21 protein-coding genes are annotated in these 14,747 nt (G+C 38.6%); 13 read left to right on the plus strand and 8 right to left on the minus strand.

What is annotated here, in order from left to right; translation table 11 throughout:
• Positions 1-37 precede the first annotated feature (37 nt).
• Positions 38-625: a site-specific integrase gene (locus tag WDJ61_RS18890; RefSeq protein WP_338754933.1), complete on the plus strand. Its 588-nt coding sequence runs from the start codon at positions 38-40 to the stop codon at positions 623-625.
• Positions 626-814: 189 nt separating this feature from the next.
• Here WDJ61_RS18890 and WDJ61_RS18895 read toward each other — a convergent pair whose 3' ends face one another.
• The gene (locus WDJ61_RS18895) at positions 815-2,035 is read right to left on the minus strand and encodes a hypothetical protein (RefSeq protein ID WP_338754934.1); all 1,221 of its coding nucleotides are present in this window, start codon (positions 2,033-2,035) and stop codon (positions 815-817) included.
• Between the two features lie 279 nt (positions 2,036-2,314).
• Between WDJ61_RS18895 and WDJ61_RS18900 the strand changes: the two genes are divergently transcribed.
• The 4 genes from WDJ61_RS18900 (at position 2,315) to WDJ61_RS18915 (ending at position 4,823) form a co-directional block, all read left to right on the plus strand.
• The gene (locus WDJ61_RS18900; RefSeq protein WP_338754935.1) at positions 2,315-2,653 is read left to right on the plus strand and encodes a helix-turn-helix transcriptional regulator; all 339 of its coding nucleotides are present in this window, start codon (positions 2,315-2,317) and stop codon (positions 2,651-2,653) included.
• Entirely contained in the window at positions 2,650-3,390 is a 741-nt protein-coding gene (locus WDJ61_RS18905; RefSeq protein ID WP_338754936.1) for an ImmA/IrrE family metallo-endopeptidase, read from the plus strand. The genes WDJ61_RS18900 and WDJ61_RS18905 overlap by 4 nt, the downstream gene beginning before the upstream one ends.
• A complete protein-coding gene (locus WDJ61_RS18910; protein WP_338754937.1) occupies positions 3,380-3,517 on the plus strand; it encodes a hypothetical protein in 138 nt (45 codons plus the stop codon). The genes WDJ61_RS18905 and WDJ61_RS18910 overlap by 11 nt, the downstream gene beginning before the upstream one ends.
• Positions 3,518-3,875: 358 nt before the next feature.
• Positions 3,876-4,823 carry a DUF3800 domain-containing protein gene (locus tag WDJ61_RS18915; RefSeq protein ID WP_338754938.1) on the plus strand — a complete coding sequence of 316 codons (948 nt, stop codon included), beginning with the start codon at positions 3,876-3,878 and terminating at the stop codon, positions 4,821-4,823.
• A gap of 521 nt (positions 4,824-5,344) precedes the next feature.
• Here WDJ61_RS18915 and WDJ61_RS18920 read toward each other — a convergent pair.
• The 3 genes from WDJ61_RS18920 to WDJ61_RS18930 form a co-directional block, all read right to left on the minus strand.
• Positions 5,345-5,746: a hypothetical protein gene (locus tag WDJ61_RS18920; RefSeq protein ID WP_338754939.1), complete on the minus strand. Its 402-nt coding sequence runs from the start codon at positions 5,744-5,746 to the stop codon at positions 5,345-5,347.
• A complete protein-coding gene (locus WDJ61_RS18925; RefSeq protein WP_338754940.1) occupies positions 5,743-6,042 on the minus strand; it encodes a hypothetical protein in 300 nt (99 codons plus the stop codon). The genes WDJ61_RS18920 and WDJ61_RS18925 overlap by 4 nt, the downstream gene beginning before the upstream one ends.
• Positions 6,043-6,243: 201 nt before the next feature.
• The gene (locus tag WDJ61_RS18930) at positions 6,244-6,531 is read right to left on the minus strand and encodes a hypothetical protein (protein ID WP_338754941.1); all 288 of its coding nucleotides are present in this window, start codon (positions 6,529-6,531) and stop codon (positions 6,244-6,246) included.
• A gap of 622 nt (positions 6,532-7,153) precedes the next feature.
• Between WDJ61_RS18930 and WDJ61_RS18935 the strand changes: the two genes are divergently transcribed.
• On the plus strand, positions 7,154-7,690 hold the full coding sequence (locus WDJ61_RS18935; RefSeq protein WP_338754942.1) for a hypothetical protein: 537 nt from the start codon (positions 7,154-7,156) through the stop codon (positions 7,688-7,690).
• 16 nt (positions 7,691-7,706) lie between these two features.
• Complete coding sequence (locus WDJ61_RS18940) at positions 7,707-9,455, plus strand: ImmA/IrrE family metallo-endopeptidase (protein ID WP_338754943.1); 1,749 nt, start codon at positions 7,707-7,709, stop codon at positions 9,453-9,455.
• 215 nt (positions 9,456-9,670) lie between these two features.
• On the opposite strand, the gene WDJ61_RS18945 is transcribed toward WDJ61_RS18940, so the two are convergent.
• A complete protein-coding gene (locus WDJ61_RS18945) occupies positions 9,671-9,949 on the minus strand; it encodes a hypothetical protein (RefSeq protein ID WP_338754944.1) in 279 nt (92 codons plus the stop codon).
• Positions 9,933-10,730: a ParA family protein gene (locus WDJ61_RS18950; protein WP_338754945.1), complete on the minus strand. Its 798-nt coding sequence runs from the start codon at positions 10,728-10,730 to the stop codon at positions 9,933-9,935. The genes WDJ61_RS18945 and WDJ61_RS18950 overlap by 17 nt, the downstream gene beginning before the upstream one ends.
• Positions 10,731-10,987: 257 nt before the next feature.
• Here WDJ61_RS18950 and WDJ61_RS18955 point away from each other — a divergent pair, with 257 nt between their 5' ends.
• The 6 genes from WDJ61_RS18955 to WDJ61_RS18980 all read left to right on the plus strand — a co-directional run bounded on the left by WDJ61_RS18955 (position 10,988) and on the right by WDJ61_RS18980 (position 13,814).
• Positions 10,988-11,530: a hypothetical protein gene (locus WDJ61_RS18955; RefSeq protein ID WP_338754946.1), complete on the plus strand. Its 543-nt coding sequence runs from the start codon at positions 10,988-10,990 to the stop codon at positions 11,528-11,530.
• 157 nt (positions 11,531-11,687) lie between these two features.
• The gene (locus WDJ61_RS18960; protein WP_338754948.1) at positions 11,688-11,912 is read left to right on the plus strand and encodes a DUF1659 domain-containing protein; all 225 of its coding nucleotides are present in this window, start codon (positions 11,688-11,690) and stop codon (positions 11,910-11,912) included.
• 19 nt (positions 11,913-11,931) lie between these two features.
• The gene (locus tag WDJ61_RS18965; protein WP_338754949.1) at positions 11,932-12,147 is read left to right on the plus strand and encodes a DUF2922 domain-containing protein; all 216 of its coding nucleotides are present in this window, start codon (positions 11,932-11,934) and stop codon (positions 12,145-12,147) included.
• A gap of 61 nt (positions 12,148-12,208) precedes the next feature.
• On the plus strand, positions 12,209-12,340 hold the full coding sequence (locus tag WDJ61_RS18970) for a YvrJ family protein (RefSeq protein ID WP_338754950.1): 132 nt from the start codon (positions 12,209-12,211) through the stop codon (positions 12,338-12,340).
• 51 nt (positions 12,341-12,391) lie between these two features.
• Positions 12,392-13,081, plus strand: a complete 690-nt coding sequence (locus WDJ61_RS18975) for a M15 family metallopeptidase (protein ID WP_338754951.1) — start codon at positions 12,392-12,394, stop codon at positions 13,079-13,081.
• A 166-nt stretch (positions 13,082-13,247) separates the two neighbouring features.
• Positions 13,248-13,814 carry a site-specific integrase gene (locus WDJ61_RS18980; protein ID WP_338754952.1) on the plus strand — a complete coding sequence of 189 codons (567 nt, stop codon included), beginning with the start codon at positions 13,248-13,250 and terminating at the stop codon, positions 13,812-13,814.
• A gap of 86 nt (positions 13,815-13,900) precedes the next feature.
• On the opposite strand, the gene WDJ61_RS18985 is transcribed toward WDJ61_RS18980, so the two are convergent.
• Together WDJ61_RS18985 and WDJ61_RS18990 are read right to left on the minus strand one after the other, a co-directional pair.
• Positions 13,901-14,074: a hypothetical protein gene (locus WDJ61_RS18985; protein ID WP_338754954.1), complete on the minus strand. Its 174-nt coding sequence runs from the start codon at positions 14,072-14,074 to the stop codon at positions 13,901-13,903.
• Between the two features lie 325 nt (positions 14,075-14,399).
• The coding region (locus WDJ61_RS18990) for an Ltp family lipoprotein (RefSeq protein WP_338754955.1) at positions 14,400-14,747 on the minus strand (348 nt) is incomplete at its 5' end.

A 14,747-nucleotide genomic window follows, 5' to 3' on the forward strand; every position in this document is an offset into this window, starting at 1 on the left:
TCAAATCATTGATTTTACTGTATTGTTGGAGGTGACGATGAAATTGGCGACGACAGCTACTAAAAGTAAAAAAGAGGAAATAAAAGATGTACAGCCGATTCGGTCTTTGGAAAAAATCAGTGACATGAAATGGTCGTTAAAAAAATGGTGTGGCGAAAGAGATTACATTTTATTCCTGATCGGGATCAACGTCGGTCTTCGCGTTGGAGACTTGCTAAAGTTGAAGGTGAGTGACGTAAAAGGAAAAAAACGGATCACTGTCAGGGAAGGAAAAACGAAAAAACCCCGTGTGATCCATTTAAACAATATTTATGATGAAATTGACGCATACATCGACAACATGAAAAAATCAGAATGGCTGTTTCCGAGCCGAAAAGGCAATCAGCCGATCAGCCGGGTGCAAGCCTACCGCCAATTAAACAAGGCGGCAGAAATGGTAGATATTAATGAAGGAATTGGTACGCACACGATGAGAAAAACCTTTGGCTATTGGCATTACAAACAGTTTAAAGACGTGGCCGAGTTGCAAAAGATCCTGAATCATTCACATCCGGAAGTGACGCTAAGATACATTGGGATTACAGATGAGCAGATTGAGAATAATTTGAATCAGTTTATGTTGTAGGGGGCGTTTGGAAGGAACGGCATACAAGGGCATATATAATAGAAGAAAAGCGGTGTCATTCGTTGATGAATGATGCCGCTTTTTGCTTGTTTGTATCATCAATTCTCATTTTCGATGCTTCTTCCTAATTTTATTGTTATATATAGTTAAAAGAAATAAGTCCCTTTGGTGTTTAAATTTTTAGATTCTTCACCATTCTCTCCATTCTAGAGATGTATCTCCAAACAATTCAACTTCTTTTTTTGCTAAAATTTCCTCGATGAAATCACACAATTCTTCCCTTTCCGTTGTTTCAATAAAGTAATTATACTTTTGATTTAACTCATTTAATTGAAGTACCAATTCCTTCACATAAACCAATGCCTTCTCATTAGTTAGTTTCTCCTCTTGAATGACTTTTTGGTAAAAAACTTTTAATACACTTTCTGTGGCACCAATATTTTCTTCTGTGAATTGGAAATCTACCTCCATTTCATCGCGCCACTTTTCTGTCGGCAGTTCAATTATTGCTTGTTCAGCATAATCTGTCGGCATTTTAATGATTCTTTCTTTTCCTTTAAAATCTTTTAACGAATGTGTGTAATGCTTTTTATCTTGAAAATTAACTATGTCCACATGCAAACATGGATTTAGATCACCATCTCGAATAAAAGTTGAATAAAAATTTAGAAAAATTATATTCTTTAAATTTTTCGCAAACTTCAAAGAAGGGATTTCACCACAGCCTAATAATGTAAGTTCTTTTAAATGATACAAATGATGCAACTCATGAAAATCAGCAATTTTTTTGCACGATTCTATTACTAGTTTTTCCAATGAATGATTTAACACTTTCAAATCACCTATATGAACCAAACTCTTCAAGTTGTCTAAGTTTATTTCTTTTAATTTATTCATATTTTCAATTCCCAAAAGAGAATCGATCCGAGAATCAGAAATGACCAATTTTTCAAGATTCATCAGAGACTTTAAATTTGATAAATCCCTTTCTGTCGGCCTATATTTCCATAAACCTAATTCTTTTAAATTGGTTAACTGTTCAAGACCCTTTATTCGTTTATTCCAATCAATATAAAGGGACTTTAATGTGACTAGTTTACTTAAGTCTAATTCGATATTTCGATTGTCGTCTACTTCGCTAAAAGATAAACCTAATAAATTTTTAATATGATACACACCAGAGATATCTGTTAAGAAGGAATTCATGACATCTAAATACTGTACATTTGGACATTCACTCAAAAAACTTATACTTTTCTCTCGATAATACAACTCATTAATCTCGATTTTTTTTATATCGTTTTCATTAATATATTTAATACATTCAGCTAAATGCTTTTGAGAAATACAAACACATTTTTCCTCTTCCCTTTCTCTTATTGTTACATTCCCTATTTTATATAGTTCCATGTTCCCCTCCATGATAAATTTGTTCTTGAAATGTTTAAAGCCTCTTAGAATAAAGATACCCTAATAGTTCAAAGGCTTGAGCGACATTATACATGTTCATTTCACCCCTTTCATACAACGATTGTTTGATTAAGTTCAATATACAACAACTGTTGTATTAATAGAAGAAACTCGTCATTTTGTATCATCTGTATCTTAACAGCATATAATAAAGATAAAGTCATTTGTAGACGTCTACAAATTTGTTATAATAAATGTATACGAAAGGGGTGATGACGGATGAAAACAAATGAAGCAGTGATCCGCAAAATGAAGGCTTGGCTAAAAGAGCAAGGTCATTCTTATCAATGGCTGGCGCATGAGCTTGGGGTCAGTAAATCCTTAGTTGGTCATATGTTATCAGGCGAACGAACATTGTTGCCGAAACGAATAGAAGAATTTGCCCGAGTGATGAATGTATCTGTCACAGAGTTAGTGAAGAATGAAGTGGCTCAATCGGGCCCGCTCACTTATCAACTGCGAGGTAAATTGTCGAATCGCCGTTCAAAGCGGGAGTTAGATACCTTGTTATTTGCGATTGAAGATTATGTAGGTCTCAAAGAGCAGGTGAGAGAATGAATCACCAAAAACAGACGGAAATGATAGCGGAAGCCTTTGCTGCAAGCTTTATAGAAGATACCATTGGCCGTGATATTTTTATTGGTTCACATATTGAACGAATTCTTGCTGATCAGGTGACGGTCATTTATCAATATGTTGAAGATCAAGCATACTTTGGCGCCGCGATACAGCATCAGAACGGTGAACAATTTGTTGCTTTAAATACGTACCATTCTTTACGGTTGCGTTATTTTACAGCCGCGCATGAGCTATGGCATTTATTAGAGGGAAGCCAATATCAAGATGAAAATTTTGATCATGAAAGAGCCGCAGACCGATTTGCCGCAGCCATTATGCTGCCGAAAGCTTTAACGCTCGAGCTATGGAGAAAGTTTAAAAAGCTATACAATGCGGAACAAGCTATTCTGCAAATAGCGGATTTAGCGGCTGTTCCATATGTAGCGGTTCTTCGCCGATTAGCTGAACTGGGCGAGAATGTATCTGGTTTAGCATCATCAGAAGAAGAATGGATGACCAAGCGTTCTCCATACAACCTTCCTGAATCTGTGCTGGATCAACCGATGCCATTTACTCGTTTTAGTGCTTATGAACAAGCAGTAGACGCGGCAATGGAACAAGCGAAACTTGATAACTTAGCCGCAGCCAATAAGCTCACCCATTTTGCGCCTGAAAAAGCTAAGAAGTATCAAGAAGAAACGCTGCTTGCCTATGAGGAAAACAAAGATGAAGCGTAGTGGCAAAGTATTTATCGATGCAAATATGATTATTCACGCAGCGGTCTATCATTTGATTGGAATGAACGGCACCGCTTTTGTAGGATTAACCCTCATTTCCGCTCTTCTCCCGCACTTCAATGAATAGTTGCCCTCTTTCCCTTCTTTAAAGGCTACAGTACATGATTTTTCCTTCCAAGAGAATGCACATTCCCTCAGAAAAAAGAAGTGTTTGAATAGAAGTCTGTATTTTTACAGTGTAGTTGTTGTACCTTGCTAAAAACACTTATATACTGATTTCAGTAGTACTCAAAAAGATATTTCAAATAAACAAAAAATAACTCAACCCTGCTAAACGGAAGCGGGGAAGAGTTATCTTTGCTGAGTGCGCCAGCCCTGCTAAACGGAAGCGGGGAAAGCAACACTCTACGTACTATTATTCCTTACTCATAAGAATAATACTTATTGTTTCTAGTGTCAATATTTCAAATGAAGGATGATTATAAATGAGTTTTCTGCTTTTTTTTGATGAATCGAATAAAATCGATCAACCAGACAAAAAGTTTTCATATTATGGAGCTTATGGTGGACATGCATCGGCTTTGGCAAGAACAACAAAAGAGGTCCTCAAAATATTCAAAGAGATAAATTCCAAGAGTGAATTACATTTTACTGAATACACCCACGACAAACATGTTAAAAAGTACTTTAAAGTGCTTAACCAAGTCATCAACGAAGATATTTCTATTAATTTACTCATTGTTGATAATGAGGACGCTGCTAAAGTTGCTTCACAGATGAATATTAGCCTTACAGAATTGCGGAGCTTATTCTATGTGAAAATACCCGAACGGCTCTTTTACGGGATAACCAGAAACATTCAGGAAAACATTGATGTGAAAATAAAAGTGGATCACGATAACGGATACTTGGTGTTGGACCTCTACACTAAGCTCCAAGAACAAATGAATGCTCATGCAGCTTATAGAAATAAAAAGTATAAAGTGAAACAAGCGAGACCCCAGGACTCCAAAAAATCGATCCCGCTCCAGATTATCGACACTTTCATTGGCATCGTTGTCTTCCTGATGGAAAAGTCCTATCTCGAAAATACAAATTCAACCAAAATAAAAAGCGATCTCATCTATAGATTTTTAATTCACGATAAGAACATCGACAAATTCCAAGAGCAAATTAAGTTGTATCAATGGACAGGTAATGAAACCCTTAAAGAACTAACTATAAGTAAGTACATATCCGAATTTTTAGTGTTTAAAACACAGTATGATATTCAAGAGCTGAAAAGGTTAAACGCTATTCTCACTACATATCCGAATATGGATACAAAAACTTTAAGGGAACGAATGGAATATTCCAACACAATGAAAAATACTCTTCTTGGTTATAAAGACGAGCTTCTCGGATTAGGGAGAAACCACTTTTTATTACGATGATAAAAAATGAAACGGTTGACTTGGTCACTTTTTACAGAATGCCGCTGCAGCCAAAGACTTCAGTGGCATCTTTTTTATATTGCTGGCTCTACCAGGAGAATGAGGCCTGTCCCCACCCCTTATTTCCACTTCTTCTCCCTTACATACTCAATCACCGGAAAAAGGATCTGCTCCTCTACACTCTCAAAGTTTGGATCCCTTAATAAACGCTCACCGTCAAAATGGAAGACTTCAAGCAAATAGCTGATTCGAGGCTTGCTGTAGGATCGGATCTGGTCCTTCATGTTGTATGAAATCAAAGGAAACAATGGTTGTATTAGAGAGGAGAAAGACAAAGAAAAAACACGACTGTATGACGTGTGAAGTATTTTTGGGATGAAGCCCGCTATTTTTCTCTTCACTTAGCATATTTCCCATCAAATGTGGCCGCAGCTCCGTGCCAATAGGAACAAGCGGCTGATTCTTTTACTTGAATGGGTCGCAATACAAGGTTAAGGAGCAGAATAAAGGGACCGGAATGACTAATCCCGATCCCCTTTTTGTACGTCCCATTGTTTCGATTCAGTTAATACTTTTTCAAGTTGTTCCGATTTTTTTAATCTTTTAAACCTTTTGGAAGCGATCTTAAAGACAAAGTCCCTACTCCTACGTTCAATCGTTAAAATATAAACGACTCTCAATACTTCCACTATTTCATTGGTTACTCGGAATACAATCCTAATTCCAGGCCCTCTCAATTTAATTTCCTTACACCCATGCAGCTTAGTATCTCTTTTATTCCCTAATGTTTTTCCAACTTCATCAGCTCGATATTCAAGCTCATCAATGGCCTTATTGACTATGTCTATAACAGAACCGTCTAGTTTTTGATATTCTTTAAGAGCATCCGGATCTAGACGAACATCGAATCTTGGCGTACTCATTCGGACCGACGAACAGCTCTCCAAGAAACTGCTGCTGAAGGGTTGTCTTCCAGACGTTCAATTCTTTGTTGAAGAACTCGTTCTTCCTCTTTTTCTTCTAATTCTTTTAATCGAGTGTACATTTCTTCATAATATTTATATTCCAATACCACTGTGTCCACTTCTCCATTATCGGTAATGAACTGAGGAAGCACTTTTGCTTTTTTTCTAATTGAACCGAATGTTTTTGCTGCAGTGGAGGCAGATACTAATTGATCCGCATTAAATGTAGGTTTTTCCATAAGTTTAGCACCCACTTTCTTCATCCTCCTTTTATTATATTCATTTCTCAATATTATTATACGTATTATATAACCCATTATAACACGTATAATATTACGTATTAATCATAAAATAAAATTTCTACTAGGGGTAGCGTTAGAAGGAGAAGGGTAAAGAAAAAACACGCCTGTATGACGTGTTAAGTGTGCTGGTGGGGAAGCCCGCTGTTTTTCTCTTTACTTAGCATATTTCCCATCAAATGTTGCCGCAGCTCCGTGCCAAGATGAACAAGCGTATGACTCTTTTACTTGAATCGACTTGCCATTGTTCGTAAACGTCATTCGGCAGTATGGATCATCATAGAGAGAGGAATCGGTATAGGCAGAATAGGTGGCTTTATTGCCTTTGATTTTGGCTGTTCCTTCAATCTCACCAACGTGTCCGTTCATGAAGACAGAAATATAAAAATTGAATTTATCGGCTGTTTCATTACTAATGGAAACTGTGCCAAACTGTATTTTCAATCTCATTCCACTATTAAAAAAATTATATAAAAAGGTATAAACAGCTTGCCGTTAATTTGTATTTTGCAGCTTTCTCTGCTCATCATCCACTATTTCCTGCTCAAACTTTTCTCTTGTTCCTTGAGGATTACCGAAGATACTGCTCCATATAACACCGTCATAAAATGGAATGGTGTTATATCATTTAACTATTTTTTAATTAACATCCACATTGTTCAATAGGTGGATTGGAAGACGTTAAAGGAGTAGTAGGAAAATTCATAGCCTTCCATGTAGCTATACCGCCACACAATTCTTTCACTTTATATCCATTCTCCAAAAGTATAATGGTAGCTTTTGCACCTGTATTGCACCATACATCCCAGCAATATAAAGAGAGTATCATCGTCAGCTGATTTCATGCAAATCAAAAAGAAACCCGTGCTTCCATCCGTTCATTTATGGAGCACTTGGACACTTGCCCGGAGAAAGTTTTCCGGCGGATTGGCTCTTTAGCCATGTCAGAAAATTAAACGGGACTTATATAGTTTAGCGTTTACAAAAGTCTATTTAAATATCATTTATTTTGATAGAATGGAAATATTATCATGATACGAAGGGTAAACAAAAGGAGAGAATGTGATTGCAAAGTCAAACAAAAAAACTAGCATGTGGACACGATGTTCCTAGGGAGTTTGATCCAGAACAAGTCGAAGTAATTGGCAGAGTAATCGATCTAGTTAAACTTGATCCAATAAGCTATGAGGCAGAAATAACAGAATTATACTCTGGCATGGAACTATATTATTATTATGAAGAAAAAACCTTTCAATATATCAGTGATGGTACTCCACCAAAAGCACAATTTAAAAATTTGTGTGAATCTTGTTTAATAGAGTCTTTAAAAAAGGAAGACCCCCATTATGGAGATGGAGTTTATTTTACACAACATAGTTGCTTGTTTGATCAAAACACGCACTCAGAAGTTGTACAAAGTCATGGGATTCCTTATAGGCCGCACCGTGCTACTTATACTTGCATGGATGAAAGTGTGTTTAGAAAAATATATAAAACTGGCGGAGTGATTCGGTCATCTAAACACCGAATCGAAGACATTAATAACACAAAAATGGTGAGTATAGAAGAAGGCGTTGTATTTCCACTTTGCTTAGGTTGGTAAGAAAGAGATGGTGAATATGGATACAAGAGGAAAGAAAATTATTGATTCTTTTTTTGAAGGAAAATACACATTAGAAAATCTTTGCGAACACACTTATACATATTATGGAATCATCCCTTTTGCTAGCTGGTTTTCTAGAGAAAAACGCTCAGAACTTTATCAATCAGCATTGTGGAAGCTTTTCGACTCACAAAACAAAGAATGCATTTCCATCGGTGCATTTTTATTATTGGCGGAAAAAGCAGAAGGACAGCCATCTGTACCAATTGAATTTGCTCAACGTGCGTTAAATGTTTGGTCTGAGAGAAAATTTGAAGATGATAAAGTGTTAGCATATGTTTTTAACCGTTTTCCTAATAATCGTAACGAATGGATAGACATATTAAAACGTCATAATCGGTTTGAGGGAGAGATAGAGTCAAAATGGGGTGTTTCATCTTTGGAAACCATATTACATCTTTGTTCAGTTATGATGGAAGGAGAACGTAGATGTAAGATGGAGCAGATAGATCGCTTTTTGCCGTCTCAGTTAGATCAAAAATTGCATCTATTTACTAAACAGATCATTGGTTTAGTAAATAATAAAGAGGATATCAGCAACCATTTTGTAGATGAGTTGTTAATAGCAGTTTCAAATCATAATTTGAAACTATCTACTCGAATGTTGACTTTTCAACTTTTAACAATGAAGAAGATGATAGAACGGATCGGTGCTTCTCGTATTGCTCAAGCTTTTTTTAAGACTTCTATAAATACACCGTCTCCGTTGGGGACTCTGTTATATAATGTAGCACGGAAGATGGATGGTTCTGAATCAAACAAGATCATGCCTTTAAAGATTGTGGCACGATCTAACCGCTATATGAATGATGATTATAGCCAAATTAAACCGCAAGTATGGCAAGAAATTATTCATGCTTTTCATACTGAGATTAAAAGCACCCATAGTGTAAAAGATCTTCAATATTCAAGGGATTTTACCAATGATAGGATTGTTAAAGATTTATTACATAAAACAAAAATGACACCTCCTCTTGATCTATTTGAAATGTGTAGACGATTAAATATATTGGTGAAACTAGCAGAGTTACCTTCCAATATTGAGGCTTTTATAATTAAAAGTGAACTAGCTGATAAAGGAATGATTGTATTAAATAAGCATTCTAAAAGCATCCGCCGACAAAAATTTACTTTGGCGCACGAGATTGGACATTTCTTAAAGCATTCTTTCCCAGATGGAACCCATGTGTTAGTAGATGAACAGGTGGAATTGTCGGTTCATAAATCAAGTAAAGGAACTCAATATGTTAACCTTGAATGGGAAAAGGAAGCTAACGACTTCGCTCATTGCTTATTATTACCTTCTGGTTCCAGTGAAGAAAAACAATTGAAAGAAATTCAATCTCCTTTTATAGATAAGGTATCTTTATTTTCCGATAAATGGGAAGTTTCGATGAGTGTATTGGCATCAAGAATTGTATCTATTACAGAAATAGAAATAATGCTTATAATATCTGAAAATGGTGAGATTATATTCTCCCAAACTTCACCGTATTGGGAGGAAGGGAAAATAAATTTGTATGGAAACAGTATTCCTGATGATTCGCTTACCTATGAATTTATCCACTATGACAGCTACAGTTATTCAAAAGAACCTAATAAAACCAATTCAAGCATTTGGTATGAACAAGAAAAGGATATCGATCTAACTGAAGAAGTATTTGCCACTGGTTATGGACAAGTATATACCTTTTTATATAAATAAGCGGTACTCACCAGAATTCTTAATTGCTGAGAACAAAAGTTGCCGCTTTAGATTTATTACTATTTTTTGGAGTTGTTCTCCAAAAAGAAGGCATTCTAGAATTGATCAAATTTGAAGTGTTTAAATCAGAACGTTTTTAAACACATTATCTTGTTCGTGGGGAGAGCAACAGTTGCTTTCCCCTGCTATAAGAGCTCTGGAGAAAAGGCTCCTCTTCACTGCTCTTTCAAATACTTCTCCAACGCCTCTTCAATCAAAATATAAATGTTCTTCTCCTGAATCAATGACTGCAATTTCAGTTCTTTGTGCAGATCGGTACGCAAATCGAAGGATACGCGTTTTCTTTCCACTTTAGTTCCTTCCTTTCTTGTTATCTTCTTTTCTTCGTTCGAATCAACGTTGTTTTCTTCGCCTATTGTTTCGGCCAGCGCCTGCGTTGGCGTGATCACTTTTTGCTGGCGTTTCATATTTTTGATGTCATTGACTTTGGACACGCTGGATCAGCTCCTCATAAAAGTTTTTGTATTGATCTAAAGCTTGTTTTAGTTCGGCGTTGTCAGTGAATCCGTAGAGAGCGAGCCTTCCGACAGGCGCTTTTCTCGTAATCACCGTGGCAAATACAAGATCCGGATAGTCTTCTGCAATGATTTCGTTAAACGCTTTGGCATCGCTGCGTCTGACGTCGTTCATCGTGCGAAGAATTCCGATTACTTGTGTATTTCTGTTTCCAAGCTCTTTGGCACCGTTCACCGAATCCATGAAGTTTGGAATCGCAGAATAGCACCAGTTGGAACATTCATACATAACCACAACATAGTCACTGGCCACTAACGCATTCGTCGTTTGTTCGGACAAGCTTGGCGGCGTATCGAGCACGATAAAATCGTATTCTTCGCGGACTTGGTCCAACAGCTTGTCTAAAATCATACTTGGGTTTCCTTTAAACGGAACTGCTTCACCTTGATATGTTTTTCCGGTGTAGATCCATCTCGGCAACGTGGCCAAAAAGTTATTGGCTGGAAGCAAATCTAAGTTTTCCGTGACTGGAACGATGTATTTTTTTGCATCGTTTTCCTGTATGGCCTCCAGAATTGATTTTCCCATGAATTCATTCGATGGCTGTTCACTGAGAAGTTCCGTAAGATTGCCTTGGGAGTCCATATCGATGGCGAGCACGCGGTAGCCATTTTCCTTCAGCAAATAAGCCAAGATGCCGGTCGTCGTAGACTTACCGCAGCCGCCTTTTTGGATGCCCATTGTCATAGTAATTGCCAATCTTCGCACCTTCCTTTCTTCCAACGTTGTTTTCTTCTTTTATTCGTTTTCTATTTTATCATAAAAATCCCTTCTGCTGATAGACCGTTTTTGCTCTTTTAGCTTCTTATCCTAGATTAACAGACACTTTGTACTCATTTTTTGCTTAAAAGATGCCTTTTTAAGCCCTTTGAAATGGAGAAGACTAGTAGATTATTTCCAATAAAAAGGCTATTCTTACTATATAAAATCATTTTTTCAGCTTGAGAAGGCCCTCTGTGAAAGATGAATTTAAAGGAGATGAACTCATGGAATGGAAACATGTAAAGCAATTCATAGCAACCGGACAAGCATTTATCCCAGTGAATACGGAAGGAAGCGGCAGAGATTGTGTACAGCTGTTCTTTAAAGACGGAACAACGGAAATCATTGATATCAGCTGCCATTCTTTCTTAAAAAAGCTCTTGATCTTTTTTGGCACAAGTGTCGCCGCCAATCGCGACCGCTACGGCCCGCTCATTTGCAAAAAGCAGCTTGTGCCGATCGCGCTATCTTACGGTTTTACCTTGATCCCTTACATAGTGAGAGACTCGATCGGCCGTCAGTCGCGGTATGGCTGGGTCATCGCTAAAGAGATCACCAGTCTTCAGACACAATCATCCTGCAAAACAGCTATTGAATTAGCCAATCACGAAATCTCTGTTCATCACTCCCAAAAATTCTGCTTAGATCAAATCAAAAATGCCAAACTGATTGACCTTTACTACAGCGAAATTCATGAACCCCACAGAAAACACTGGCCCGTCAGCGGTATTTTATAAAATTGAGCATTCTCCGCCTGAAGGATCCGGATTTTTCCCTTATATGTTCAAAATAAACACCCAGGACAGCCCATTTGGCTGTCCTTTCCGCTGTAAACCCTTTTGATCGCCTTGCTTTGCCCTTGCTATATTGGAAAAAAAGAAGGGAGGAATCATCATGGCTGTGATCGAAACACCGGAAAGCAAAGCGTTAATTGTTGAAATTTTTGAAGGAATGGACACCAAAGGAAAAGAGATCATCAAGAAGCACACATTCCGCAATGTCGCATTAGGAGCCAGTGCAGACAGTGTGCACAGTGCCGCTGAAGCTTTAACATCTCTATACATGGGTGCCATGAACACGATCAACGTTGTGAATACAAACGAATTAACCAAAAACTAAATGAAGGAGGGGAAAACAGATGAGCAAAGTGCTAGAGCTTTATTTTACTTCTGAAATGGGCAGCACCGAGAAGCTGACGGTCCGAAACCCGAAAGACTCTCTTGATCCGGCAGCCATTAAAGCGGCGATGGAGCAAATTGTGGCAGCGAATATCTTCGCTACAAAAACCGGTGCATTAACCGGCGTGAAAAGCGCCCGCTATGTCGACCGAAGCACGACGGATATTGAGCTGTAAACAAAGGACGGAAGGCGATGAGGAGGCCTTCCGTTTTTCTTAAACGAAAGGGGTGAAACAAATGGATTGGATCAACTTAATCAGTGAAGTCGGATTTCCGATCTTGATTACTTTGTATCTGTTGCATCGGATGGAAGCGAAAATTGATCAGCTTACTCAATCCATTAAGGACCTTGCCGTGTCATTGAAGTAAAAGGACGCTTTCAATGGCGTTCTTTTTTTGGAAGAAAAGGAGGGAGCATCCATGAAAAAAGCGGACCTTTTGGAAAAAGCGAAAAAGAAATTAGCTGGCGTTCATCCTTACGTCGCAGAAAAAGCCTTGAAACTCGTGGAAATGACCTGCAAAGAAAACATCGCGATTATCATTACTCAAGGGCTGCGGACCATCAGCGAGCAGAATTTGCTGTATGAGCAAGGCCGCAGTAAACCCGGAAACATCGTCACGAACGCGCGCGGCGGGCACAGCTATCATAATTTCGGGCTGGCGTTTGATTATTGCGTATGCGATGTCAAAGGAGGCAAGCTGATTCCAAACTGGACTGTGGACAAGCGATGGAAGCGTGTCGGTGCGTTAGGGCAGGAGCTCGGGCTTGAATGGGGAGGAAACTGGCGCGACTTTGTCGATTATCCGCATTTTCAGTACACATTCGGGCTGAGTTTAGCTCAATTGCGAAGCGGCAAGAAGCCTCCCGCTCATGTAAAAAAGAATTCGAAAAAGTACCGGGTGCTGACGGGGACGTTTAAAGATCCCAAGGAACAACAAGCAGCGGCAGAAAGACTGCGGAAAGCGACAGGCTGGGTTGTTTATGCGATAGAGAAGAAGGGGCTCCGTCTGATGACAGGAACATTCAGCCGCAGAGAAGAAGCTGAAAATGCCGCTGAAAGGGTCAGAACTGAATTCAAGTGGACAGCCGGCGTCCAGGAAGAAGGGTAATCTCCGCCGTTTAAGGCGGCTTTTTTTGCATCTGAAAAAATCTGACACAACCAAGTTATGTAAGATTTTTAGATTTGGAAAAAGCATTGATACATAAGGAATGGAGCGGTGTTTTCTGTAAGGCTGATTTCGGACGAAAATGTGCTTTATTAAAGGAGGGCGGATGATGAACACCGTACAGCCGATACGCGATAAGGAGAAGATCGAGGCGATGAAACGGATATTGCGCGCGTCGTCCATTCGGGATGAGCTTCTATTTACAATGGGAATTAATACGGGATTACGGATCAGCGACCTCTTATCTCTAAAGGTAGGGGATGTGTGTAAACAAAAGAACACCGTTTCCCGGCTGGAGGTGCGCGAACAAAAAACCGGAAAAGTCCGGCTGATTGTATTAAGTGCGAAAACATGCCGGTTGATTCAGCGCTATATCCATCGGGAAAGACCGAATGCCAGCATCGATGAGCCTCTTTTTTTGAGTCAAAAAGGGGGAGCCATCACCCGCCAGCACGCCTATTACGTATTAAACTGCGCCGCTCGCTACGCCGGCATCACGGAGCGGATCGGCACGCACTCTCTGCGGAAAACTTTTGGTTATTTCGCCTATAAAAAAGGAGTCGACCTGGCCATGATCCAGAAACTTCTGAATCACTCCAGCCAGGCCGAAACCCTTAGATATATTGGGATTACTCAAGAACAGATGGATCAGGTAATGATGAAGTTGGATTTATAACACATGAGGATGCAGGCGTTTTATTTATCCTTCTGTTTTTCCTTTTCCAACTGCCCCTGCAGCTTCTAAATCTTTTCTTCATATTCTTACCTCACACCAGATATCTCAGCATAAAGCTCTTGAAGCTTCTCATTATGTGCTTCATTAACCTGTATCAGTTTGCTTTGATACTCTTTTTCCACCTCTAACAAAGCCCGCTCTTTCTCAAACTCTTTCTTCTCGCCTAACCGCTCGACTTCGACTTTATGATCTCGTATCATGACGTCTATTCGCTGAGTTAACTATTGTTGCAAAAAAGAAGAAAACAATCTTCAAAGAAACGTTGTTTTCTTCTTTTTTGTTATTCTAAGGTCGATTCAAGGAAACCACATACAAATGCCGTTTCCGTCTTCTGATTTTCAGGAAGCAGTGTGGAACCAGGATTATTCTTACTAAATTCTTAATGAACTCACACAAAAAACAGACTAAGAGAGGTAGCGTCAGGAAAATGTAGATTTACAACGTTAAGCCTATTTTCAAGATAACTCCCCCGACGACAATAACACGCCCTAAACCAAAGAATAGGATGAGGGCGTGTTTTGTGTTTTATTTATCTAAATTCTTAATAGCGTAATCGGCTTCTTCCTGTGTGAATTTCTCACCGTATTCAGAAGTCAGTTGGTCTCTTATCGCTTCTGGTGACATACTCATTGATTCCTGATAACTTTTTGCTTTTGCTAATGCATTTTCATTAAAATCGGCTTCCAGATTGTCAATTGCGTACTGTGCTTCATCATCAGTAAATTTTTCACCATGTTCGGAGGTTAATTGTTCATAGATTCCTTGTTTTGACATGTACATAGTTTCTGAATAAGATTCAGCTTTTTTCAAAGCGTTTTCTTTCCAGTCAAATTCAAGATTATTCATTGCATACTCGGCAGATTCCACAGAAAA

Source organism: Bacillus sp. FJAT-52991 (assembly GCF_037201805.1).
GTDB lineage: Bacteria > Bacillota > Bacilli > Bacillales > Domibacillaceae > Bacillus_CE > Bacillus_CE kandeliae.